The following is a 23418-nucleotide window of genomic DNA, read 5'->3' as shown; positions in this document are numbered from 1 at the left end:
AGCACAGTCATTGCGCCGGCGTGCCGAACAGTTCAGGATAGGTGACGACCGCGGTGCCCAGCTTGCCAACCACGATGCTGCCGGCGCGATTGGCGTGCTGCACGGCTTCCTTGAGTGCCACGCCCGCCCCCAGCATCGTCGCCAGCGTGGCGATCACGGTATCGCCGGCGCCGGACACGTCATAGACTTCGCGCGCCTGCGCCGAAACGTGCAATACCTCCGCCTCGGTATAGAGCGTCATGCCTTCTTCCGAACGCGTCAGCAGCAGCGCTTCGAGTTGCAGCGCGCGCCGCAGGTTCTGCGCCCGGATGGTGAGATCGGACTCGGTCTTCCAGGCCCCCACCACATGACGCATTTCGGCACGATTGGGGGTGATCAGCGTGGCGCCGCGATAGCGCGAATAGTCATCGCCCTTGGGGTCGACCAGTACCATGCAGCCCGCCGCGCGGCCCGCCTCGACCATGCGGCCCACATGGGCCAGTCCGCCCTTGCCGTAGTCGGATAGCACCAGCACCTTGTACTCCTTGACCAAGGCCTGGAAACGGTCCAGCACGGAGGCCAGCACTTCGTGCGCCGGGGCGTTCTCGAAATCGACCCGCAGCAACTGCTGCTGGTGCGCCACCACGCGCAGCTTGATGGTGGTGTTGACGCTGGCGTCGCGCAGCAGGTACGGCTGCACGTGGCTGGCGTTGAGCAGCGTCTCCAGGGTGCGGCCGGGCTCGTCGTCGCCGACCACGCCCAGCATGCCGACCTGGGCGCCCAGCGCGGCGGCATTGCGCGCCACGTTGGCGGCGCCGCCCAGGCGTTCGTCGCTGCGCTTGACCTGCACGACCGGCACCGGCGCCTCCGGGGAGATGCGCTCGACATCGCCGAACCAATAGCGGTCGAGCATCATGTCGCCCGCCACCAGGATGCGCGATTGATTGATCTGTTGCTGCGGAATATGGTTCTTGCTCATGGACATCCTTGGCGACACTGCCCGGTCCGTCAGCCGGGGCGTTGGCTTTTCGTTCCCGTTGGGTTGCGTTTCAGCGCGTCGTGGTCGGCCGCCCGATCGCGTGGTATTCGATGCCTGCTTCCTGCATGGCCTCGGGCTCGTACAGATTGCGTCCGTCGAAGATAACGGGTGCCTTCAGGCGGCGCTTGATCTGGTTGAAATCCGGGCTGCGGAACACTTTCCATTCGGTGACGATGACCAGGGCATCGGCGCCGTCAAGCGTATCCATCTGCGCGTCGCTGAAATGCACGCGCGCAAAGCCGCCTTCGATATCGGCGAGGTCGGATTCCATGGCACGCCGGGCCTCGGCCATCGAGATAGGGTCATGCACGCGCAACGCGGCGCCGCGCGATATCAGCGCGCATGCCAGCACCCGCGACGGCGCTTCGCGCATGTCGTCGGTATTGGGCTTGAATGCCAGCCCCCAGATCGCAAAGGTACGGCCGGAGAGATCCTGGCCAAAGCGCCGTACGATCTTGTCGGCCAGCACCTGCTTTTGCGCATCGTTGACCGCTTCCACCGCTTCGAGCACGCGCATGGGCTTGCCGTGCGCGCTGGCGGTGCGCATGAGTGCCTGCACATCCTTGGGAAAACACGAGCCGCCGTAGCCCGCACCGGCATACAGGAAGCTATAGCCGATGCGCGGATCGGAACCGATGCCCATGCGGACCAGTTCGATGTCGGCGCCGACCTCGTCCGCCAGGTTCGCCAGCTCGTTCATGAACGAGATCCGGGTGGCCAGCATCGAGTTGGCCGCGTACTTGGTGAACTCGGCCGAGCGCACATCCATATGGAAGGTGCGCTCGTGGTTGCGGTTAAAGGGCGCGTAAAGCTGGCGCATGATCGCCTTGGCATGGCGGCCCGCCACGTCGGCATTGCAGCCCAGCACGATGCGGTCGGGACGCATGAAGTCCTCCACCGCGGCGCCTTCCTTCAGGAACTCGGGATTCGATACCACCGAGAACTGCAGGTCTTCGAGCCCGCGCGCGGCAAGTTCTGCTCGAATGGCTTCGGCGACGCGGTCGCCGGTGCCGACCGGCACGGTCGATTTGTCCACCACCACCTTGAAGCCCGTCATATGCCGGCCGATATTGCGGGCAGCCGCCAGCACATATTGCAAGTCGGCGGAGCCGTCCTCGTCGGGCGGCGTGCCGACCGCGATGAACTGCACGTCGGCGTGTTCCACGCTGGCCGCCACATCGGTGGAAAAGGTCAGCCGCCCAGCCTCGCGATTGCGCAGGATCAGTTCCTTGAGGCCCGGTTCGTAGATCGGCACCCCGCCTGCGTTGAGTAGCGCGATCTTGCCTTCGTCGACGTCCAGGCAAAACACATCGTTGCCCAGTTCGGCCAGGCAGGCCCCGGTCACTAGACCGACGTAGCCGCTGCCGATGATGGTGACTTTCATAACTTGTACTCCAGATAGGGATTGGCAAGCGACGCGACAGCGTCAGCCGAGTGTCTCGGTACGGCGAGGCGCGTAAGTTTCCCAGCGGTTGCAGCCGGGGCACTGCCAATAGAACAATCGCGCGCGGAAACCGCATTCGCGGCAGGTATAGCGCGCCAGGTTGCGCGTACGATTCTGCAGCAAATCGCGAATCGCCGACACCTCCTGCTCCTGTTCGATAGCGTGGGCGGTCGCCTGGGGCACCTGCACCACGGCGGCGCCTGCCGCTGCCACCGCGCTCGCCTCGCCCATGGCCGCACCGGCTGCGGCCACTTCGGCAGCCTGCGCCTCGAAATATTTGGTCAGCGCCTGCAATGACGGCTGCCGGCGCACTTGCTCGCGCATCAACGCGGCGGCTGCGTGCGCGCCATGCAGTTCAAGTTCGGCGCGATAGGCAATATCCAGCAACTCGGCGGCCAGATTGGTCTTGAGCAGGCCGCGCAGCCATTCCACCGCCCGCCCGTCGTCGCCGAGCTGGCGATACGCCTTGACGACGCGATCGGCCACCAGCGGCAGGTAGGCAGCATCCTGCCGCTCGATACCGAGCCAGTGGCCAAGCGCGCCTGGTGCGTCGCCCGCCACCATGGCCACATCGCCCAGCAGCATCGGCGCGCGCACATTGGCCGGATTCTCCCTGACCGCCTGCTGCAGCCAGCCGACCGCTTCCTCGGGCTGCTTGCGCTGCAGCGCATCCTGCGCCAGTTCGCAGCAGAACTGCGCGATCTGCACACTGTAGTCCTTTTGCTCCAGCGGCTGGAGTTCGCGTGCGGCCTCGATGGCTTTCTTCCACTCCTTCTCGACTTCGTAGAGTTCCAGCAGCACATGCTTGGCCGGCGCCGCATAGGGGCCGGACATCAACCGCCGCAGCGATTCCTCGGCGCGGTCAAGCAGGCCGGCACGCAGGAAGTCCTGGCCCAGTTCGAAGAGCGCGTGCTCGCGTTCGGCGTCGGGAAGATCCTCGCGGCTGGCCAGGTTCTGGTGCACGCGAATGGCGCGTTCGGTTTCGCCGCGCCGGCGGAACAGGGCGCCGAGCGCAAAGTGCAGCTCGGTGGTCTCGGGGTCGAGCCGCGCCACCTCGATAAACGCATCGATGGCTTGGTCGGGCTGCTCGTTGAGCAGGAAGTTCAGCCCCTTGAAATAGGAGCGCGGCAGCGCACCCTGTTCGCTCATGAGCTGGCGCGCATCGAAGCGCGCAGCCATCCAGCCGAGGCCGAAAATGAGCGGCAGCGCGAGCAGCCACCAGGTTTCAAAAATCATTGGTCAAACTTTCGGGCCAGCTACGTTGTAAGGAATGCCTGAACCCGCCTGCGGTTCACGGGCACTTTCCGCGGCCTGGCTGCGCGCTTCGACGAGCGCGCGCCGCAGCCGGTTCGCCTCCATGCGCTGGCGCATCAGCGCCGGCGCGACCGCCGCCAGCGCAGCCACGATGCCCAGCCCGAAAGCGGCCAGCAGGATCAGGATCAGCGGCGCTCGCCAGACGGCATCGAAGAACAGATGCAGGGACGCATCGGCGGTATTGCGCAGTGCCAGCACGAACAGCAGCGCGAACAGGACAATGCGGACGATCCAGGCGACAAATTTCATGCGGGCTTCATGCGGAAGATGGAGTGGTTCGAACCCCGGCAACGTGAATGCCGGCGGATGATGCCCCTCGGCGGATTCCCGGCATTGTAGCGGAATCGTCTCGTACTAACCTCGTACTTACGGTAACGGCTTGTATGCCGCCAAGCTGCTGGAGTCATAAAAAAAGCGCCCCGATCAGGGGCGCTTTTTCGGCTATCCAGTCGCATTACGAGCCAGATACAGCGATTCAGGGACGGGCCAGTTTCAGTCCGCCCTCGTCATGCAGGGCACTGCCGGCAACAACCGCCGGCTTTGCCTGGGCAGGCGCGTTCGCATGCGCCGCACCGGGCGCAGCGCCATGGCCATTGCCGTTGGCGTTGCCATTGACACTGCCATTGCCGTTCCCATTGCCAGCATGACCGCCGTTGGCAAGGGCTCCGGCACCGCCGCCGCTACCTGCCTGCGGGAGCGCGGGACTGCGATCGACTCGTTCACGCAACTCCTTGCCCGCCTTGAAGTGCGGCACCCGTTTCTCGGGCACCAGCACTCTTTCGCCGGACTTGGGATTGCGTCCTACGCGCGGCGGACGCCGGTTCAGGCCAAAACTGCCGAATCCGCGAATCTCGATGCGATGACCATCGGCCAGCGCTTCGGCCATCGCATCGAGGATCGTCTTCACCGAGATGTCCGCATCCCGCAGCAACAACTGCGGGAACCGGGCAGCCAGTTTTTCGACAAGCTCGGACTTGGTCATAGGCATCCGCTAGCAGGCGTAAGAACCGATGCTTACTGGTTGTCCTGACCGAGCTTGGCCTTCAGCAGCGCGCCCAGGTTGGTCGTGCCAGCCGTGCCGGTGTCAGCCGCGAACTTTTGCATCGCTTCTTGCTGCTCGACGTTGTCCTTGGCCTTGATCGACAGGTTGATGTTGCGCGACTTGCGGTCGACGTTCACCACCAGGGCGGTGATTTGTTCGCCTTCCTTCAGCACGTTGCGAGCATCTTCCACGCGGTCAGCCGAGATTTCGGATGCACGCAGGTAGCCTTCGACGTCGTCAGCCAGTTGCACGACAGCGCCCTTGGCATCAACAGTCTTGATCGTGCCGTTGACCAGGGAACCCTTGTCGTTGGCCGAGATGAAGTTGTTGAACGGGTCGCCCGACAGCTGCTTGATACCCAGCGAGATGCGTTCCTTGTCGACGTCGATGCCCAGAACCACGGCTTCCACTTCGTCGCCCTTCTTGTACTTGCGCACGGCTTCTTCGCCGGTTTCCTGCCAGGACAGGTCGGACAGGTGCACCAGGCCGTCGATGCCGCCGGGCAGGCCGATGAACACGCCGAAGTCGGTGATCGACTTGATCTGGCCGCCCAGCTTGTCGCCCTTCTTGTGGTTACGGCTGAAATCGTCCCACGGATTGGCCTTGCACTGCTTCATGCCCAGGCTGATACGACGCTTGTCTTCGTCGATATCCAGAACCATGACTTCGACTTCGTCGCCCAGCTGGACAACCTTCGACGGGGCCACGTTCTTGTTGGTCCAGTCCATTTCGGAAACGTGGACCAGGCCTTCGATGCCGGCTTCGATTTCAACGAACGCGCCGTAGTCGGTCAGGTTGGTCACCTTGCCGAACAGGCGGGTGCTTTGCGGGTAGCGGCGCGAGATGCCGACCCACGGATCTTCGCCCAGCTGCTTCACGCCCAGCGAGACGCGGTTCTTTTCCTGGTCGAACTTGAGGATCTTGGCGGTGATTTCCTGGCCAACCGACAGCACTTCACTCGGGTGACGCACACGACGCCATGCCAGGTCGGTGATGTGCAGCAGGCCGTCGATGCCGCCCAGGTCCACGAATGCGCCGTAGTCCGTGATGTTCTTGACGATACCGTTGACGATGGCGCCTTCCTTCAGGGTTTCCATCAGCTTCTGGCGCTCTTCGCCCAGGGTCGCTTCCACAACGGCGCGGCGCGACAGCACCACGTTGTTGCGCTTGCGGTCCAGCTTGATGACCTTGAATTCCAGGGTCTTGCCTTCGTACGGCGTGGTGTCCTTGATCGGACGCACGTCGACCAGCGAGCCCGGCAGGAACGCGCGGATGCCGTTGACCATGACGGTCAGGCCGCCCTTGACCTTGCCCGTGACCGTGCCCGAGATGATTTCGCCGTCTTCCAGCGCCTTCTCGAGGTTCAGCCACGATGCCAGGCGCTTGGCCTTGTCGCGGGACAGGATGGTGTCGCCATAGCCGTTCTCGAGCGCGTCGATGGCCACGGAGACGTAGTCGCCGGCCTGCACTTCGAGTTCGCCCTGGTCGTTCAGGAACTCCTCCACCGGCACAAAGGCTTCCGATTTGAGGCCGGCGTTGACAACCACGAAATTGTGGTCGATGCGCACGACTTCAGCGGAAATCACTTCGCCAGCCTTCATATTGGAGCGGGCGACGGATTCCTCGAACAGTGCGGCAAAGGATTCGTTAGTTTGCAGGTCGGACATAAACTTGAGTATCAATCCGCAGTACTCGGGCCGGCGCGAGGATCGCGCTCAGTCTGCACCGGGCAGCGGGGTCAGGTTGAACAACACCGGCAGGTCTGCGCTTGCAGGCACTGCCGGCACTTCGGTGTCGAAGCGGCTGGGGCGCGGGTCAGGAACCCGGCGCGCCGTACCACTGCAGCACCTGCGCCACCGCCTGATCCACCGTCATGTCGGAGGTATCGAGCAAGTGCGCATCCTGTGCGGGACGCAGCGGCGCGGCCGTGCGGGTACGATCCCGCTGGTCGCGCGACTCAAGGTCCCGCAAAAGGTCTTCAATGTTAGCAGAAATTCCCTTATCAATCAATTGTTTATGGCGCCTGCGAGCGCGCGCTTCGACACTTGCGGTCAGGAATACCTTCAGACGGGCATCGGGAAAAATCACCGTGCCCATGTCACGGCCGTCGGCGACGAGGCCGGGAAGCTTGCGGAAACCGCGCTGCAGCGCCGTCAGGGCGTCGCGAACGGGCTGGTGGACGGCGATGGCGGAAGCCCGGTTGCCGGTGGCTTCCGCGCGGATGGCCAGGCTGACTTCCTCGCCGCTGAGCCAGACACGGTCGGGACCGAACTTGACATCGAGGCGGGCCGCCAGTTTCGCAAGCCCCTCCACGTCCTGCGCGCCAATGCCCATACGCTCGCTGGCGAGCGCGACCAGGCGGTACAGCGCACCGCTATCCAGCAGATGGAAGCTGAGTGCGTCTGCCGTCTTGTGCGCTACGGTGCCCTTGCCGGAAGCGGTGGGCCCGTCGATTGTGATGACGTCGACGATTGTCATTGCCTATTGAAACAGAACAAAATATTGACTTCTTAAATCAATTGGGAATCATTACCATGCTTCACATGGCGGGTGGTCAGGCAAATGGCGAACGCCCGGGCAGTCAAAGCAACATCTCCGCGCGGCGGCTACCATGGCCAAGACCCTGTCGTTCGGCAACATGCGCATTGGCACAGCCTTTGGCATCACTTACGCGCTGACAGACAATCTGGCAACCTGGCTGTCAGCGGCGCCGTGACCCTCATCGAGCCGGCAATCAACAATCAATACTGTGACGCATTACCGCTTCGACCGCTACTGGGACAGGCACGAACGCCGCGACGCGGCAGCGCTTGGCGCTGGCAATGTGATCAGCGCACCACCGCGCCAAACGCCTCGAAATAGTCCGGGAACGTCTTGGCCACGCAGCCAGGCTCGTTGATGCGCACCGGCAGCGGGCCGAAGGCAGCCAGCGAGAAACACATGGCCATGCGGTGATCGTCGTAGGTGTCGATGCCGGCTGCCGGGGTCTTCCAGTCGGCTTGGGCCGGTGGCGTCACCTTCAGGTAATCCGCGCCCTCCTCCACCTCGACCCCGAGCTTGCGCAGCTCCGTGGCCATGGCGCTGATGCGGTCGGTCTCCTTGACCCGCCAGCTCGCGATATTGGTCAGCGTGGTGGGCCCTTCGGCGAACAGCGCCGCCACCGCCAGCGTCATGGCAGCGTCCGGGATATGGTTGCAATCCAGCTCGATGCCTTGCAGGCGGCCATCGTCGCGCCCGGTACCGCGCACCTCGATCCAGTTGGCGCCGGCCATCACATTGGCGCCCATGCGGTTGAGCGCCTCGGCGAACTTGACGTCGCCCTGGATGCTCGACATGCCCACCCCCTCCACCCGCAACGGACCGCCGCCGATTGCGCCGGCTGCCAGGAAGTAGGAGGCCGACGATGCATCGCCCTCGACGAAGATCTCCCCGGGCGAACGATAGGCCGCACGCGCGGGCAAGATGAAACGCGACCAGCCTTCGCGCCTGGCCTCGATGCCAAAGCGCGCGAGCAGGTTCAACGTGATCTCGACGTAAGGCTTGGAGATCAATTCCCCGACGACTTCGATCTCGATGGTGTCGCCCGGCGCATCGGCCAGCGGCAGGGTCATCAGCAACGCCGTCAGGAACTGGCTGGAAACGTCGCCGCGCACGCGGATCGGCGCATCGATGCGAATCTGCGCCGGCGAAATCTGCAAAGGCGGATAGCCCTCGGTACCGAGGTAGTCGACGCGGGCGCCGATCTGCCGCAGGCCGTCGACCAGATCGCCGATCGGCCGCTCGTGCATGCGGGGCACGCCCGAGAGCTTGTAGCTGCCGCCCTGCAGCGCCAGCGCCGCGGTGAGCGGGCGAATGGCGGTGCCGGCATTGCCCATGAACAATTCTGCGGACTTGTTCGGGAAGTTGCCGCCCACGCCGCGCACCACGCAAGCGCCATTGTCCTGACGCCATTCCACGCCCAGGGTGCGCAGTGCCTGCAGCATCACACGGGTATCGTCTGAGTCGAGCAGGTCACAGACGCGGGTCTCGCCCTGCGCCAGTGCCGCCAGCAACAGTACGCGGTTGGAGATGCTCTTCGAACCCGGCAGGCGAACCGTGCCCGAGGCGCTGGTGAAGGGACCGAGCGTGAGATGTTCCATGGTTTGCATGCTAGTTGGCCGGCTGCGCTTTATGAAGGGCGCGCCGCTCCGTTAGTGGCTTTATGGTTTAAGACTTCGCGACGTCGGCGTTCAGGGCTCGACATTGACGGCGGGCGCGCGCTGCGCGCCCCATTGCTGGCGTGCCTGGCTGGCGCGCTGGAAGATGCGCTCCAGCCCCTCGCCGTTGCTGTTTTCAATCAGCGTCTTCAGGTGCGCCAACATCGCCTGGTAAGTGGTCAGCTCGCTCAGCAGCGCCTCCCGGTTGCCGACGCAGATATCGCGCCACATCTCCGGCGAGGACGCCGCGATACGGGTGAAATCGCGAAAGCCGCCGCCGGCAAAATCGAGCTTGAGCGCGGCATCCTCGGCATTGGCCACCTGGGCCACCAGCGCGTAGGACAGCACATGCGGCAAATGGCTGACCGCAGCGAACACGGCATCGTGCTGCACGGCGGACATCACATGGCAATCCGCGCCGGCGGTTTCCCACATGGCTCGCACGGCGGCCACATCGATGCGGGCGTTCTCCTGCAGCGGGCACAGCACCACCTTCTTGCCGGCATAGAGGTCGTCCAGCGCGGCTTCCACGCCGTTCAGTTCGCGGCCCGCGATGGGATGGGCCGGCACGAACTGCGCCGCCTTGTCGCCCAGCGCGGTCTTGGCCGCCATGATGACGTCGGACTTGGTACTGCCGGCATCGGTGACGATGGTGGATAGCTCCAGATGCGGCTCAAGTGCATGGAGCAGCGCAAAGGTCTGCGCCACCGGCGCGCACAGCACGATGACGCTGGCGCCCCTGGCGGCGTCTTCCAGCGTCGCGGCCTCGTCGATCACGCCGAGCTTGAGGGCGCGCTCCATCGAGGCTTGCGAGCGGCCCACGCCGACCACCGTGCCGACCGCCCCCGCGCGCTTGAGCGCGAGCGCCAGCGAGCCGCCGATCAGGCCGACTCCGACAATAACGACACGGGAAAAATAGGGGACGGACGCAGGAACGGTCACGGGGATACGCAGCCAGGCAAGGAAGTTCGGGAATCCGGCATTGTATCGTCTCCGCCGGGCCACGGCGCCGCCAATTGCGGCGGCGCGGGCCGGCACGGACGGGGCACTTACTTGAGCGCCTTCTCCAGCGCGGCGATGAACGCCGTGTTTTCCCCCGGCAGGCCTATGGTCACGCGCAGCCATTGCGGCAGGTTGTAGTTGCCCACCGGACGCACGATCACGCCCTGCTTGAGCAGCGCCAGGTTGACGCGCGCGCCGGCGCCATCGTCCTGGCCCACGCGCACCAGCACGAAGTTGCCCGAGGACGGTACGTACTGCAGGCCGAGCCGGTCGAAGGCCGCCACCAGTTGCGCCTTGCCGGCACGATTGAGTTCGGCGCTGCGCTTCAGGAAAGCCGTATCGCCCAGCGCCGCCACCGCCGCGGCCTGCGCCAGGGTGTTGACGTTGAACGGCTGGCGGATACGGTTCAGCAGGTCGGTCAGCGCCGACTGCGCGACCGCGTAGCCGATACGCAGGCCGGCCAGGCCGTAAGCCTTGGAGAAGGTGCGCGACACCAGCAGGTTCGGATACTTGCGGAGCCAGGCCACCGAATCGTACTGTTGCGCATCGTCCAGGTATTCGTTGTAAGCCTCGTCCAGCACCACCACGACATCGGCCGGCACCTTGGCCAGGAAGGCTTCGATCGCGGCCGCCGGCAGGAAGGTGCCGGTCGGATTGTTCGGGTTGGCGATAAAGATCAGGCGTGTATCCGGTGCGATGGCGGCGGCCATGGCGTCGAGGTCGTGGCCGTGGTCACGCGCCTTGACCTCGATCGCGCGCGCGCCGATTTCCTGCGTGGCCAGCGCGTACACGGCAAAGGCGTGCTCGGCGTAGATGATCGACTCGCCCGGCTTGACCAGCGCATGCGCGGCAAGCTCCAGGATATCGTTGCTGCCGTTGCCCAGCGTGAGCCAGTCGGCCGGCACGCCGAAACGGGCCGACAATACGGCCTTCAGTTCAAAGCCGTTGGAATCGGGGTAGCGGCCCAGGTCGGCCACGGCGGCGGCGATGGCCATCCTGGCCGATTCGGGCATGCCGAGCGGATTCTCGTTCGAGGCCAGCTTGACGATGGCGGACTCGTCCAGGCCGAACTCGCGCGCCACTTCGGAAATCGGCTTGCCCGCCAGGTATGGGGAGATCGCCCGCACATACGCCGGCCCGAACTGCTTGCCCTGCTCTGCCATATTGGCTCCTTGCTGATCGTTCTGCTTGGTTCCTGGTTCTTTTATCTGCTGGACGGGTACGAGCCCAGCACCTTGAAATAGGCCGCGTTACGGCGCAACTCTTCCAGCGCGCGCGCCACCGAAGCATCGTGCTGGTGGCCTTCCACGTCGACGTAGAAGTAGTACTCCCACGCGCCGCTGCGCGCCGGACGCGACTCGAAGCGGCACATCGACACGCCGTTGTCGGCCAGCGGCGCGAGCAACTGGTAGACCGCGCCGGCCTTGTTGGGCACCGACAGGATCATCGAGGTCTGGTCGCTGCCGGAGGGCTCGGTCTCATAGCGGCCGATCACCGCAAAACGCGTACGGTTATGCGGATCGTCCTGGATGTGCGTGCGCACGAGATGCAGGTGGTAGCGATTGGCCGCGGACTCGCCGGCGATGGCCGCCACCGTGGGATCCTCGCTGGCCATGCGGGCCGCTTCGGCGTTGCTCGAAACGGCCTGGCGCTCCAGATGCGGGTAGTTGGCGGTGAGCCAGTGCTGGCACTGCGCCAGTGCCTGCGCATGCGCGCGCACCACGGTCACGCCCTTCATGTCCGGCGACGAGGCCATCAGGTTGTGATGCACCTTCAGCGCGATTTCGCCGCTGATCTTCAGCGAGGTCTGCAGGAACAGGTCCAGCGTGCGCGACACCGCGCCCTCGGTGGAATTCTCCACCGGCACCACGCCGTACTCCACGGTGCCGGCTTCCACGGCGCGGAACACCTCGTCGATGCTCGGGCACGGCACGCCGCTCACCTCGTGGCCGAAGTGCGCGTACAGCGCCTGCTCGGAGAACGTGCCCGCGGGGCCGAGGAAGGCGACTTCCAGCGGTTTTTCCAGGCCGCGGCAGGCGGACATCACCTCGCGCCAGATCGCCGCCACGCTGTCGTCGAGCAGCGGGCCGGGATTGGCGCCCTGCACCTTGCGGATCACCTGCAGTTCGCGCTCCGGACGGAACACCGGTGCGCCGTACTTCTTCTTGACCTCCCCCACGTCGAGGGCGAGTTGCGCGCGGCGATTCAGCATCCCCAGCAGTTCGCGGTCCAGCTTGTCGATCTGCTCGCGCAGCGGTGTCAGTTCCACGCCCAGCGCTTTCTCGGCCGCGCCATTGTCGGGCTGCGCCCCCTCCTGCGCGATGTCTTTGTCTTGATTTGTCATTGTATGAATCCGCTATGCCCCTTCCTTGCGAAGGGGCCCTGGAATAAACCGAATCGGCACTGCGGCGGCCGCGCCTGGCAATGCCGCCAAACGAAGGATCGCGAAGGATCGCGAAGGATCAGGCCGCGGTTCGCTCGAATTCGCGCATGTAATCGATCAGGGCGGCGACGCCCTCGAGCGGCATGGCGTTGTAGAAGCTGGCGCGCATGCCGCCGACCGACTTGTGGCCCTTGAGCTGCACCAGGCCCTTGGTGCGCGCACCCGCCAGGAAGGCATCGTTGCGCGACTCATCGGCCAGGAAAAACGGGACGTTCATGCGCGAGCGGCAGCTCGGATCGATATCGTTGCGGTAGAACGCGCTCTGGTCCAGGAACTCGTAGAACGCGTGCGCCTTGGCGATATTGCGTTGTTCGATCGCGTCCACGCCGCCTTGCGCCTTGAGCCACTTGAAGACCAGTCCGGCGATGTAGATGGAATAGGTCGGCGGCGTGTTGTACATCGAGTCATGCTCGGCCACCATGCGCCAGTTGAACGCGGAGGGGCAAAGCGGATGCGCGTGGCCCAGCAGGTCTTCGCGCACGATCACGATGGTCAGGCCGGCCGGCCCGATATTCTTCTGCGCGCCGCCGTAGGCTACCTGCACGCGCGACCAGTCGACCGGACGCGACAGGATATGGCTGGAGACGTCGGCCACCACCACCGGCCCGCCATCGCGGTGCTGGCCGATGTCGGGCACGTCCTGGAACTCGACGCCGACGATGGTCTCATTGGTGCACAGGTGCACATAGGCGGCATCGTCCGACAGCTTCCAGTCGGCCACCTCCGGGATGCGCGCGAATTTTTGCGCGGCGCTGGAGGCAACGATATTCACCTCGCCATAGCGGCGCGCCTCCTGCTCGGACTTCACCGACCACGTGCCGGTGACGACGAAATCGGCCTTGGGACGCTGCGCGTTCACGCGCGACATCAGGTTCAACGGCACGATGCCGTTCTCGCCGATGGCGCCGCCTTGCACGAACAGGATGCGAAAGTTCTTCGGTACGTGCAGCAGTTCGCGCAGGTTCGCCAGCGCTTCGGCCTGGATGCTCTCGAACTCGCGGCTGCGGTGGCTCATTTCCATCACCGAGACCCCGGTGCCATGCCAGGACAGCATCTCGTCGGCTGCCTGCAGCAGCACTTCGGTCGGCAGGGCCGCCGGGCCGGGCGAGAAGTTATAGACGCGCTCGGACACGGCACGCTGCATCAAGGCGGCAAGTGCTGGATTCTGGGGTTCGTTCATGGATCGGGATGGAAATGAAAAATGGCTGCCGGTATTACCCAAGCAGCCATTATCCATCAAACCCGCGCCAGATAGGGACGCCGGGGATAGTGCCCCGTACGCCCCACCCGGCTCGCCGGCGTATTACTTCGACGCGGCGGCGATTTCCTTCTCGGCGGCGTCGTGCATCGACTTGCCAACCTGCGGGCCGTACTTCTGCATCATCGAGCCCCAGATTTCCTGCGTGGCCTTGCCCTGGTTAGCCATGAACTTCTGGCCGGAAGGCGACTTCAGGAACGTGGTCAGGTCCTTGATTTCCTGGACGCTGTAGTACTTGGCGAAGGCGTCGTAATGGGCTTTCATGGCGTCGGTCTTGAAGCCATCGGTGGTGAACGCCGTCCCGGCGCCTTCCACCATGCGCTGCACGGCGCCGTTCTTCTTGAGCTTATCGACGGCAGCCTGCTTCTGCTTGTCGTTGAGCGTCTTGTTCTCGACCAGTACCTGCTCCAGGACCATGGGCGCTTCCTGCTTGGCGCCCTGCTGCCAGTTCTCGGCCTGGCCCTTGACGGCCTGGTCGGCCTGCATCACGGTCAGGAGTTCCTTGATGGCAGCGGTCTTGTCCGCGTCCTGGGCATATGCCGCGTTGGCCAGCATCATGGCCGGTACGAAGGCAGCCAGAACAGCGATACGTCGATAGGTTTTGAGCATTGTGACTCCCTGGTAAATATGTCCGTTTTAGTCCCGGCAGCCGGCAATCGAGTTCCGGCTATCGGGTCAATGTTGCAACAACTTACGAATTGGATCCCGTGTCGGGCGAGCCAGCCTGGGTGCCATCCTGCGCACCTGCCTCCGGCTCTCCCTCGGCAGCCGCATCGGCCCCGTCGAGTTCATCGGCCGCCACACCGTTGTCGGCGTCGCTTTCGACGATTCGCTGCAGGCCGGACAGCTTGGTGCCTTCGTCCACGTTGATCAGAGTCACGCCTTGCGTGGCGCGGCCCATCTCGCGGATTTCAGAGACGCGTGTACGGATCAGCACGCCGCCGGTCGTGATCAGCATGATCTCGTCTTCCGGCGACACCAGCGCAGCAGCCACCACCCGGCCATTGCGCTCGCTGGTCTGGATCGCAATCATGCCCTTGGTGCCACGGCCGTGTCGAGTGTACTCGGCGATCGGGGTACGCTTGCCGTAGCCGTTTTCGGTGGCGGTCAGCACGCTGCCCACCGTGCCGGCCTGCTCACTGGTCTCGGCGGGCGCCACCAGCATGGCGATGACGGTCTGGCTTTCTTCGAGGTTCATGCCGCGCACGCCACGTGCCTGGCGGCCCATCGGACGCACGTCGTTTTCGTCGAAGCGCACGGCCTTGCCGGCGTCCGAGAACAGCATCACATCGTGCTGGCCATCGGTGACGGCAGCGCCGATCAGGTAGTCGCCTTCATCCAGATCGACCGCGATGATGCCGGCCTTGCGCGGGTTGGAGAATTCGGTCAGTGCCGTCTTCTTGACCGTGCCGCGCGCCGTGCTCATGAAGATGAAGTGCTCGGCGTCGAACTGGCGCACCGGCAGGATGACGTTGATCTTCTCGCCGTCCGACAGCGGGAACATATTGACGATCGGCCTGCCGCGCGAGTTGCGCGAGCCCTGCGGCACCTCGTACACCTTCAGCCAGTACAGCCTGCCGCGGTTCGAGAAGCACAGGATGTAGTCGTGCGTGTTGGCGACGAACAGCGTGTCGATCCAGTCGTCTTCCTTGGTGGCGGTCGCCAGCTTGCCGCGCCCGCCGCGCTTTTGCGCGCGGTACTCGGAGATCGGCTGGCTCTTCATATAGCCGCTGTGCGACAGCGTGACCACCATGTCCTGCGGCGTGATCAGGTCTTCGGTATCGAGCTCGGTCGCATTGAGCTCGATATGCGAGCGGCGCAGGTCGCCGAACTCCGCGCGGATGGCGGTCAGTTCGTCGGTGATGATGGTGCTGATGCGCTCCGGCCGCGCCAGGATATCGAGCAGGTCGGAGATGACCACCATGACGTCGCGGTATTCCTGGACGATCTTGTCCTGCTCCAGGCCCGTGAGGCGCTGCAGGCGCATCTGCAGGATTTCCTGGGCTTGCGAGTCGGACAGGCGGTACAGCCCGTCGCCCTGCATGCCGAAGATGGCCGGCAGGCCGTCGGGGCGGTAGGCGGCGCGGCCGCCCGGCGTGTCGCCTTCGGCGCGTGCCAGCATCTCGCGGACCAGGCTGGAATCCCACGCCTTCGCCATCAGCCCTTGCTTGGCGATGGGGGGCGTCGGCGCCGCCTTGATGATGGCGATGAACTCGTCGATATTGGCCAGCGCAACCGCCAGGCCTTCCAGCACGTGGCCGCGTTCGCGCGCCTTGCGCAGTTCGAACACGGTGCGGCGGGTGACCACTTCGCGCCGGTGCGACAGGAAGCAGTCCAGCATCTGGCGCAGGTTCAGCAGGCGCGGCTGGCCGTCGACCAGCGCCACCATGTTCATGCCGAACGTGTCCTGCAGCTGGGTGTGCTTATACAGATTGTTAAGCACCACCTCGGGCACTTCGTTGCGCTTGAGCTCGATCACCACGCGCATGCCGGACTTGTCGGACTCGTCGCGGATGTCCGAGATGCCCTCGACCTTCTTGTCCGTCACCAGTTCGGCGATACGCTCAAGCAGGGTGCGCTTGTTGACCTGGTAGGGCAACTCGTCGACGATGATCGCCTGGCGCTGGCCGCGGTCGATGTCCTCGAAATGCGTCTTGGCGCGCATGACGACGCGGCCGCGTCCGGTGCGGTAGCCTTCGCGCACGCCCTGGATGCCATAGATAATGCCGGCGGTCGGGAAATCCGGCGCCGGAATCAGCTCGATCAGTTCGTCGATCGTGGCTTGCGGATTGCGCAGCAGGTGCAGGCAGCCGTCGACTACCTCGTTGAGGTTGTGCGGCGGGATATTGGTGGCCATGCCCACTGCAATACCCGACGAACCATTAATCAACAGATTAGGGATGCGCGCCGGCAGAATCAGCGGCTCATTCTCCGAGCCATCATAATTCGGCCCGAAATCGACAGTTTCCTTATCGATATCGAGCAACATCTCGTGGGCGATCTTGGACAGGCGGATTTCGGTATAACGCATGGCCGCCGCGTTATCACCGTCCACCGAGCCGAAATTACCCTGGCCGTCGACCAGCATGTAGCGCAGGGAGAAATTCTGCGCCATGCGCACGATCGTATCGTATACAGCAGTGTCGCCGTGGGGGTGATACTTACCAATCACATCCCCTACAATACGGGCCGATTTCTTGTACGGCCGGTTCCAGTCGTTGTTAAGCTCATGCATCGCATAGAGCACACGCCGATGTACCGGCTTCAAGCCATCCCGTACATCGGGAAGCGCGCGCCCCACGATCACGCTCATTGCGTAATCGAGATAAGAGCGGCGCATTTCCTCTTCGAGGGAGACCGGAAGGGTTTCTTTGGCGAATTGATCCATTGCGGCGTGGGTTATCCGGCGAATTTAAACAGTAGGCACCCAGGTGAATCACCATTCGCCAAGCGGCGTCCGGCAGTAGGGCAACGTGACATTCTAACATGCGCGGCTGCCCTCCCCCGCAGCCGCCTCAGCCCCCTCCAAAGCGCCTTTTGCGGCGTCGGGAAACGCCGCGAAAGTCCGTCGCGAAAATCCTGCAAGCCCGGCCACACAAGGGTTTGCGGGCATCGCAAGAGCCATGTTGCACAAACACCACAGGCCTAAAACCCATTGGTGGAATTGGATATATTTACTTCTTAGGAAACGACCCTTGTGGCACAATTCCCCAGCGAAGAGCCAGACATTGTTCGAAGTGGAGCATACACCGCATCGAGAATGTTATACTCCGAAGAATGTATGACTTGTTTCCGTCCATTTGCTCGCAGTAACCCTGCGGTGATCTCATCCTGAGAGGAGAAATATGAAAAAATTTGCCAAGCTCGCGCTCGTTGCAGCTACCGCAGTAATGGCTGCATCCGCTCAAGCCCAGTCCGTCCCCTACGAAAAGAAGGCTGTGAACGATAACTGGGGCAACGGTACGAGCGAGTACGTGTGGAAGAACGGCACGAACGAGCTCTGCTGGCGCGACAGTTCGTGGACCCCGGCCACAGCCAACGCCCTGTGCGACGGCGCCCTGGCTCCGGCGGCCGCTCCGGTTGCTCCTCCGGCACCGGTTGCTCCTCCGGTTGTTTCCAGCGAAAAGGTCACTTTCGCTGCTGACACCCTGTTCGATTTCGACAAGGCTGTGCTGAAGCCCGAAGGCAAGGCCAAGCTGGACGACCTGAGCTCGAAGCTGTCTGGCATCACCCTGGAAGTGATTATCGCAGTTGGCCACACCGACTCGTTCGGCTCGGACAAGTACAACGATCGCCTGTCGATCCGTCGTGCCGAAGCCGTCAAGGCCTATATGGTCAGCAAGGGCGTGGAAGCCAACCGTGTTTATACCGAAGGCAAGGGCAAGCGCCAGCTGAAGGTTGACCCGAAGTCGTGCAAGGGCAATCGCAAGGCACAGATCTCCTGCCAGCAGCCGAACCGCCGCGTGGAAGTCGAAGTGGTCGGCACCCGCAGCGCACGTTAATCGGAACCTTTCCGATGAAAAAAAGCCCAGCGCGAGCTGGGCTTTTTTTTTGATACAGTTGCTGCAACCCTTCCGCTCCCGCGCCACCGCCTGACCGCGCGCCCAAATCCATGACGCAGATCTCCCCTCCGCACCATCCCACCGTTGAAACGACCCAGCTCGGCAGGAATGCCGACGCGCGCGAAATCGATAAATTCAGCGAACTGGCCCACCGCTGGTGGGATCCGGAAAGCGAGTTCAAGCCGCTGCACGAACTCAATCCGCTGCGGCTTGGCTGGATCGACGGCATTGCCGGACTCAAGGGCAAGCAGGTGGTCGACATTGGCTGCGGGGGCGGCATCCTGACCGAGAGCATGGCGCGCACCGGCGCCACGGTGCGCGGCATCGACCTGTCCACCAAGGCGCTGAAGGTTGCCGACCTGCACAGCCTGGAGTCGGGCGTTTCGGTGACCTACGAGGAAATCGCTGCCGAGGCGCTGGCTGCCCGCATGCCTTCCAGCGTGGACGTGGTGACCTGCATGGAAATGCTGGAGCACGTACCGGACCCGCAATCGATCGTGCGCGCCTGCGCCACCCTGGTACGGCCAGGCGGGTATGTGTTCTGCTCCACCATCAACCGCAATCTCAAGGCCTATATGCTGGCCGTGGTCGGCGCCGAATACGTGCTCAGGATGCTGCCGCGCGGCACGCACGACTACGACAAGTTCATCACGCCGTCGGAGCTCGCGCGCTATGCGCGCAATGCCGGGCTTGAGCTCATCGAGATGCGCGGCATGAGCTACAACCCGCTGACCCAGGTCTACTCGCTGGGCCGGGACACCGATGTGAACTACCTGATGGCATTCCGCCGCCCCGCCTGAACATGTCCACCTACGACGCAGTCTTCTTCGATCTCGACGGCACCCTGGCCGACACGGCCCCGGACCTGGCCGCCGCCGCCAACCGGCTGGTCACCGAGCACGGCCGCCCGCCCGTGGCGTACGAGAAACTCCGCCCGGTCGCCTCCCACGGTGCGCGCGGCCTGATCGGCGCCGCCTTTGGCAAGAGCCCGGCCGACCCTGAGTTTCCCGGCCTGCGCGACACCTTCCTCGACTACTACGAAGCCGACATCGCGGTGCATACGCGCCTGTTCGACGGCATGGCAGAGGTCCTGGACGCGCTGGAGAACGCCGGCATCCGCTGGGGCATCGTCACCAACAAGATCACCCGCTTCACCGCGCCGCTGGTCGCTGCCATCGGCCTGGCGCCGCGCGCCTCCGCCGTCGTCAGCGGCGATACGACGGCGCACGCCAAGCCCCACCCGGCGCCGCTGCTCCACGCAGCCGAGGTCAGCGGCGTGGCACCCGCGCGCTGCGTGTATGTCGGCGACGACCTGCGCGACATCCAGGCCGGCAAGGCCGCCGGCATGATCACGATCACCGCCGCCTATGGTTACTGCGGCGACGGCGAGCCACCCGAGGCGTGGGGCGCCGACTACCTGGTGCGCCATCCAAGCGAGCTGATCGCGCTGCTGACGCCGGCCGGCGCGCGCTGAGACCGGAGCGCCGGCCGGGAACCCTCCAACACTTCGGGCCTCCAACAGAGTACAATCTGTCTTCTTGACACTGTGCACACAGTTCACGCAGGGGCCGACCTGGTTTCGACGTGGGTTACAAAGCAGTGGAGGGCATACCGAGGACCCGTCACCTCGTTAATCAATGGGAATGCAATAACTGCTAACGACGAACGTTACGCACTGGCCGCTTAATTGCGGCCGTCCTCGCACTGGCTCGCTGGCGGGCTAGGGTCGCAAGACTACGCGAGGTCATATACGCCAGATAAGCCCTGAGTGAGTCACGAACCCAGGGACGAAAATCTAGTGACTCGCCGTTGTAGAGCGTGTTCGTCCGCGATGCACCGGTTAAATCAAATGACAGAACTAAGTATGTAGAACTCTCTGTAGAGGACTTGCGGACGCGGGTTCGATTCCCGCCGGCTCCACCAACATTCAGTTCCGGATAATCCCGGAACTACCCAAACCCCCGAAGGCGCGACGCCTTTCGGGGGTTTTTCTTTGTCCCGGCCGCCCATAATCGGCCGCCATAATCCGGAGATACCGGCACGCCCCCGTTGGAGCCTTCGCCGTCCGGGCGGGTGCACAGGTGCTTCCACCCCTCTGCCGTCTGGTCCGGTAATTTGTAATCAGCTGTTACGGCCGGCTTCTTTTTCGACCAGCGAAAGGCGGCGCCAGAGCCGCCCCTGCGCTGGAACTGCCGGCTTACAGGAAACGATCGAGCAGCTTGCGGCTGGCCTTGTCCAGGCCCATCAGGTTACGCACCAGGTAATGGATGCCATGGCTGTCGGAGATCAGCAAGGTGGAGCCAGCCAGGCGGCGGATATCTTCCTCGCCGCGCAGTACCAGCGAGGTCACGCCGCGGTCGGTCTCCACCTCCCAGGTGCTGGGGGTGGCGTAGGTCGACACCGAGCGGATCCGGCGGATCTCCGGCATGAATTCCCGGCTGGCCAGTTCGGCCTCGATCATCTCGCGCACGGGCGCGGGCAAGGCGTCCAGGCGCGGCAGCCAGGCCAGTTCGCGGCCGTCGGCGCTGATCATGCCCACGCCATCGTCGGGCGCGGCGATGGGGAAGGCACGCACGGGCACCACGCCCTCGTGGACGACGCCATCGGCCGTGGTCATCACCAGGCGGCCAAAGGCATTGCGGGAGAGCTTGAAATCGACTTGTTGCATGGGGCTCCCCTTCCTTATTGTGCCGCGAGCGCGTCGGCGGTATCGGCATCCGGATCCGCGTCGGCATCGACGTTGCGGGCCTGTGCCTGGTAGAGCTTGTAGTAGGCGCCTTCGCGCGCCAGCAGTTCCTCGTGGCCGCCGACCTCGACGATCTGCCCGCGGTCCATCACCACCAGGCGATCCGCCTTGCGCAGCGTGGACAAGCGGTGCGCGATGGCGATCGTGGTACGGCCCTGCACCAGGTTGTCCAGCGCCTTCTGGATTTCCTTCTCGGTGGCGGTATCGACCGAGGAGGTGGCTTCGTCCATGATCAGGATGCGCGGGTTGATCAGCAGCGCGCGGGCAATCGAGATGCGCTGGCGCTCGCCGCCGGACAGTGCCTGGCCGCGCTCGCCCACCAGCGAGTCGTAGCCGTGCGGCAGCCGCAGGATGAATTCATGCGCGTGTGCGGCGCGCGCGGCCGCGATGATTTCCTCGCGGCTGGCACCCGGCTTGCCATAGGCGATGTTCTCCGCGATCGTGCCGAAGAACAGGAAGGGCTCCTGCAGCACCAGTCCGATATGGCTGCGGAATTCCGATACCGGCAGCGAGCGGATATCGACGCCGTCGAGGCGGATCGCGCCTTCCGACACGTCATAGAAACGGCAGATCAGGTTGACCAGCGTGCTCTTGCCAGAACCGCTGTGCCCCACCAGGCCGATCATCTCGCCCGGTTTGATCGACAGGTTGAGCCCGCGGATCACGGCACGGTTGCCGTAGCGGAAGCCCAGGTCGCGCAGCTCGATCGCACCCTCGACGCGCTCCAGGTGGGCCGGCCGCACCGGCTCCGGCACGCTGGACACATGGTCGAGGATATCGAAGATGCGCTTGGCGCCCGCCGCCGCCTTCTGCGTGACCGAGACGATGCGGCTCATCGAGTCCAGCCGCGTGTAGAAGCGGCTGATATAGGTAAGGAAGGCCACCAGCACGCCGACCGTGATCGCGTTGTGCGAGACCTGCCAGATGCCGAAGATCCACACCACCAGCAAGCCGATCTCGGTCAGCAGCGTGACGGTCGGGGTGAACAGCGACCAGACGGCGTTGACGCGGTCGTTGATCGCCAGGTTGTGCCGGTTGGCTTCGCGGAAACGCTCGACCTCGCGCGTTTCCTGGGCGAAGGCCTTGACCACGCGGATGCCCGGTATGGTATCGGCCAGCACGTTGGTGATCTCGGACCAGATCCGGTCGATCTTCTCGAAGCCATGGCGCAGGCGGTCGCGCACCAGGTGGATCATCCACGCGATGAACGGCAGCGGCACCAGGGTGACCAGCGCCAGCCACGGATTGATGGAGATCAGGATGGCTGCCGTCATGACGATCATCAGCACGTCGGTGGCGAAATCCAGCAAATGTAGCGACAAAAACACGCAGATGCGGTCACTTTCCGAGCCGATGCGGGCCATCAGGTCGCCGGTCCGCTTGCCGCCGAAGTACTCCAGCGACAGCCGCAGCAAGTGCTCGTACGTGGTCGTGCGCAAGTCGGCGCCGATGCGCTCGGACACCCGCGCCAGCAGGTAAGTCCGCGCCCAGCCCAGGCTCCAGGCCACCAGCGCCGCGCCCAGCAGGCCGGCCAGGTAGAGCTTGACCCGGTTGTAGTCGATCGGCAGGCCGTTCTGGTACGGGATCAGCACGTTGTCCATCAACGGCATGGTCAGGTACGGCGGCACCAGCGTGGCGGCAGTGGACAGCAGGGTCAGCACGAAGCCGGCCAGCAACGGGAACCGGTACGGCCTGGCAAAGCGCCACAGGCGCAGCAGCGCCCAGGTCGAAGGCGGGGTCTCCAGGTCGCGGCTGCATTGCGGACATTGGTCGTCATCCGGGGGCAAAGGTGCCTTGCAGGTCGGGCAGACTGCCTCGACATCCGCGTCGGCCAGCCCTCCCCGGCCCGAGCCCGACAGGTCGCACTGTGCGTGGAACTGGTCGATCAGGCGCAGTGCGGCCGGATTGTGGCCGAGCGTGTAGCGCCAGGTGGCCAGCAATCGCCCACTACCGTGCAGCTCAAGCGTGCCAACCCCCGCATGATCGGCGTGATGCAGCGATAATCCAGGCTGGACCGTCCATTCCTGCCAGTCGTTTTGCCCCGGCATGCGCGACAGCAATCGACGATCCGTCACAAGTACCCAGCCTTGGGTAAAATGCAGCTTTGCGTCCAGGTCGACTTCGAGCCAGGCCAGGACGGCCTCGCCGGGTTGCAGGTGGGTGCCGAGTTCATTACGCCACGGTTCGTTCGGGGCGTCGCTGTCAATCACGGGCAAGAAAGGTTGGGTCATCGTTGGTACGGCATGCTGCGTCCCTGGGCTATGGACATAACTTGAAACAATTTAAGGCCAGCGCGCCATGGCGGCCGGCCGAATTGCCCGCAGTATACATAAGGCCAAACACACGGGCGCCCCTGATGCACTGCACAATCGCTTTTTAATCAGGAAAGTCAA

At 64.2% G+C, this 23418-nt stretch carries 20 protein-coding genes and 1 other RNA gene; 5 read left to right on the top strand and 16 right to left on the bottom strand.

All coding sequences use genetic code 11. The annotated features are described in order from the left end of the window. Positions 1 to 7: 7 nt before the first annotated feature. From rfaE1 to cmk, 7 genes are all read right to left on the bottom strand, one after another. Complete coding sequence (gene rfaE1 / locus AC1DQ3_RS09940) at positions 8 to 958, bottom strand: D-glycero-beta-D-manno-heptose-7-phosphate kinase (RefSeq protein ID WP_477120009.1); 951 nt, start codon at positions 956 to 958, stop codon at positions 8 to 10. A gap of 70 nt (positions 959 to 1028) precedes the next feature. Further along, positions 1029 to 2402, bottom strand: coding sequence for a UDP-glucose dehydrogenase family protein (locus AC1DQ3_RS09935; protein ID WP_477120008.1), 1374 nt, complete (start codon positions 2400 to 2402; stop codon positions 1029 to 1031). Positions 2403 to 2444: 42 nt separating this feature from the next. Beyond that, positions 2445 to 3698 carry a lipopolysaccharide assembly protein LapB gene (gene lapB / locus AC1DQ3_RS09930; protein WP_477120007.1) on the bottom strand — a complete coding sequence of 418 codons (1254 nt, stop codon included), beginning with the start codon at positions 3696 to 3698 and terminating at the stop codon, positions 2445 to 2447. Positions 3699 to 3701: 3 nt separating this feature from the next. Further along, positions 3702 to 4025: a lipopolysaccharide assembly protein LapA domain-containing protein gene (locus AC1DQ3_RS09925; protein ID WP_477120006.1), complete on the bottom strand. Its 324-nt coding sequence runs from the start codon at positions 4023 to 4025 to the stop codon at positions 3702 to 3704. A 226-nt stretch (positions 4026 to 4251) separates the two neighbouring features. Beyond that, on the bottom strand, positions 4252 to 4758 hold the full coding sequence (locus tag AC1DQ3_RS09920; RefSeq protein WP_477120005.1) for an integration host factor subunit beta: 507 nt from the start codon (positions 4756 to 4758) through the stop codon (positions 4252 to 4254). 32 nt (positions 4759 to 4790) lie between these two features. Then, the gene (gene rpsA / locus AC1DQ3_RS09915) at positions 4791 to 6485 is read right to left on the bottom strand and encodes a 30S ribosomal protein S1 (protein WP_006158411.1); all 1695 of its coding nucleotides are present in this window, start codon (positions 6483 to 6485) and stop codon (positions 4791 to 4793) included. Between the two features lie 148 nt (positions 6486 to 6633). Beyond that, on the bottom strand, positions 6634 to 7296 hold the full coding sequence (gene cmk / locus AC1DQ3_RS09910; RefSeq protein ID WP_477120004.1) for a (d)CMP kinase: 663 nt from the start codon (positions 7294 to 7296) through the stop codon (positions 6634 to 6636). 133 nt (positions 7297 to 7429) lie between these two features. Between cmk and AC1DQ3_RS09905 the strand changes: the two genes are divergently transcribed. Further along, positions 7430 to 7534 (top strand): DUF2061 domain-containing protein, encoded by a 105-nt coding sequence (locus tag AC1DQ3_RS09905; protein WP_477120003.1) that lies wholly within the window; start codon positions 7430 to 7432, stop codon positions 7532 to 7534. A gap of 112 nt (positions 7535 to 7646) precedes the next feature. On the opposite strand, the gene aroA is transcribed toward AC1DQ3_RS09905, so the two are convergent. The 7 genes from aroA to gyrA form a co-directional block, all read right to left on the bottom strand. Then, entirely contained in the window at positions 7647 to 8957 is a 1311-nt protein-coding gene (gene aroA / locus AC1DQ3_RS09900; protein WP_477120002.1) for a 3-phosphoshikimate 1-carboxyvinyltransferase, read from the bottom strand. 90 nt (positions 8958 to 9047) lie between these two features. Then, positions 9048 to 9956, bottom strand: coding sequence for a prephenate dehydrogenase (locus AC1DQ3_RS09895; protein ID WP_477120001.1), 909 nt, complete (start codon positions 9954 to 9956; stop codon positions 9048 to 9050). Positions 9957 to 10063: 107 nt separating this feature from the next. Next, positions 10064 to 11179, bottom strand: coding sequence for a histidinol-phosphate transaminase (gene hisC, locus AC1DQ3_RS09890; RefSeq protein WP_477120000.1), 1116 nt, complete (start codon positions 11177 to 11179; stop codon positions 10064 to 10066). A gap of 41 nt (positions 11180 to 11220) precedes the next feature. Continuing rightward, positions 11221 to 12360 (bottom strand): prephenate dehydratase, encoded by a 1140-nt coding sequence (gene pheA / locus AC1DQ3_RS09885; RefSeq protein WP_477119999.1) that lies wholly within the window; start codon positions 12358 to 12360, stop codon positions 11221 to 11223. A 118-nt stretch (positions 12361 to 12478) separates the two neighbouring features. Beyond that, positions 12479 to 13639: a 3-phosphoserine/phosphohydroxythreonine transaminase gene (gene serC / locus AC1DQ3_RS09880; protein WP_477119998.1), complete on the bottom strand. Its 1161-nt coding sequence runs from the start codon at positions 13637 to 13639 to the stop codon at positions 12479 to 12481. Positions 13640 to 13762: 123 nt separating this feature from the next. Continuing rightward, positions 13763 to 14326 carry a DUF2059 domain-containing protein gene (locus tag AC1DQ3_RS09875; RefSeq protein WP_477119997.1) on the bottom strand — a complete coding sequence of 188 codons (564 nt, stop codon included), beginning with the start codon at positions 14324 to 14326 and terminating at the stop codon, positions 13763 to 13765. Positions 14327 to 14408: 82 nt separating this feature from the next. Further along, a complete protein-coding gene (gyrA, locus tag AC1DQ3_RS09870; protein WP_477119996.1) occupies positions 14409 to 17105 on the bottom strand; it encodes a DNA gyrase subunit A in 2697 nt (898 codons plus the stop codon). A gap of 457 nt (positions 17106 to 17562) precedes the next feature. Between gyrA and ompA the strand changes: the two genes are divergently transcribed. The 4 genes from ompA (at position 17563) to ssrA (ending at position 20202) form a co-directional block, all read left to right on the top strand. Next, positions 17563 to 18219, top strand: coding sequence for an outer membrane protein OmpA (gene ompA, locus AC1DQ3_RS09865; RefSeq protein WP_477119995.1), 657 nt, complete (start codon positions 17563 to 17565; stop codon positions 18217 to 18219). Between the two features lie 110 nt (positions 18220 to 18329). Beyond that, positions 18330 to 19079 carry a bifunctional 2-polyprenyl-6-hydroxyphenol methylase/3-demethylubiquinol 3-O-methyltransferase UbiG gene (gene ubiG, locus AC1DQ3_RS09860; RefSeq protein WP_477119994.1) on the top strand — a complete coding sequence of 250 codons (750 nt, stop codon included), beginning with the start codon at positions 18330 to 18332 and terminating at the stop codon, positions 19077 to 19079. A gap of 2 nt (positions 19080 to 19081) precedes the next feature. Continuing rightward, complete coding sequence (gene gph / locus AC1DQ3_RS09855) at positions 19082 to 19753, top strand: phosphoglycolate phosphatase (RefSeq protein ID WP_477119993.1); 672 nt, start codon at positions 19082 to 19084, stop codon at positions 19751 to 19753. Positions 19754 to 19843: 90 nt separating this feature from the next. Continuing rightward, positions 19844 to 20202, top strand: a transfer-messenger RNA (tmRNA) gene (gene ssrA / locus AC1DQ3_RS09850). A 274-nt stretch (positions 20203 to 20476) separates the two neighbouring features. Here the strand turns inward: ssrA and AC1DQ3_RS09845 are convergent. Next, complete coding sequence (locus AC1DQ3_RS09845) at positions 20477 to 20947, bottom strand: cyanophycin metabolism-associated DUF1854 family protein (protein ID WP_477119992.1); 471 nt, start codon at positions 20945 to 20947, stop codon at positions 20477 to 20479. Positions 20948 to 20961: 14 nt separating this feature from the next. Next, positions 20962 to 23256: a cyanophycin metabolism-associated ABC transporter gene (locus tag AC1DQ3_RS09840; RefSeq protein ID WP_477119991.1), complete on the bottom strand. Its 2295-nt coding sequence runs from the start codon at positions 23254 to 23256 to the stop codon at positions 20962 to 20964. Positions 23257 to 23418: the final 162 nt, after the last annotated feature.

It is taken from the genome of Cupriavidus sp. 01T418, from assembly GCF_056398885.1.
Note: the sequence above shows the minus strand (reverse complement) of the source record. Positions and strands in the feature narration are given on the sequence as shown.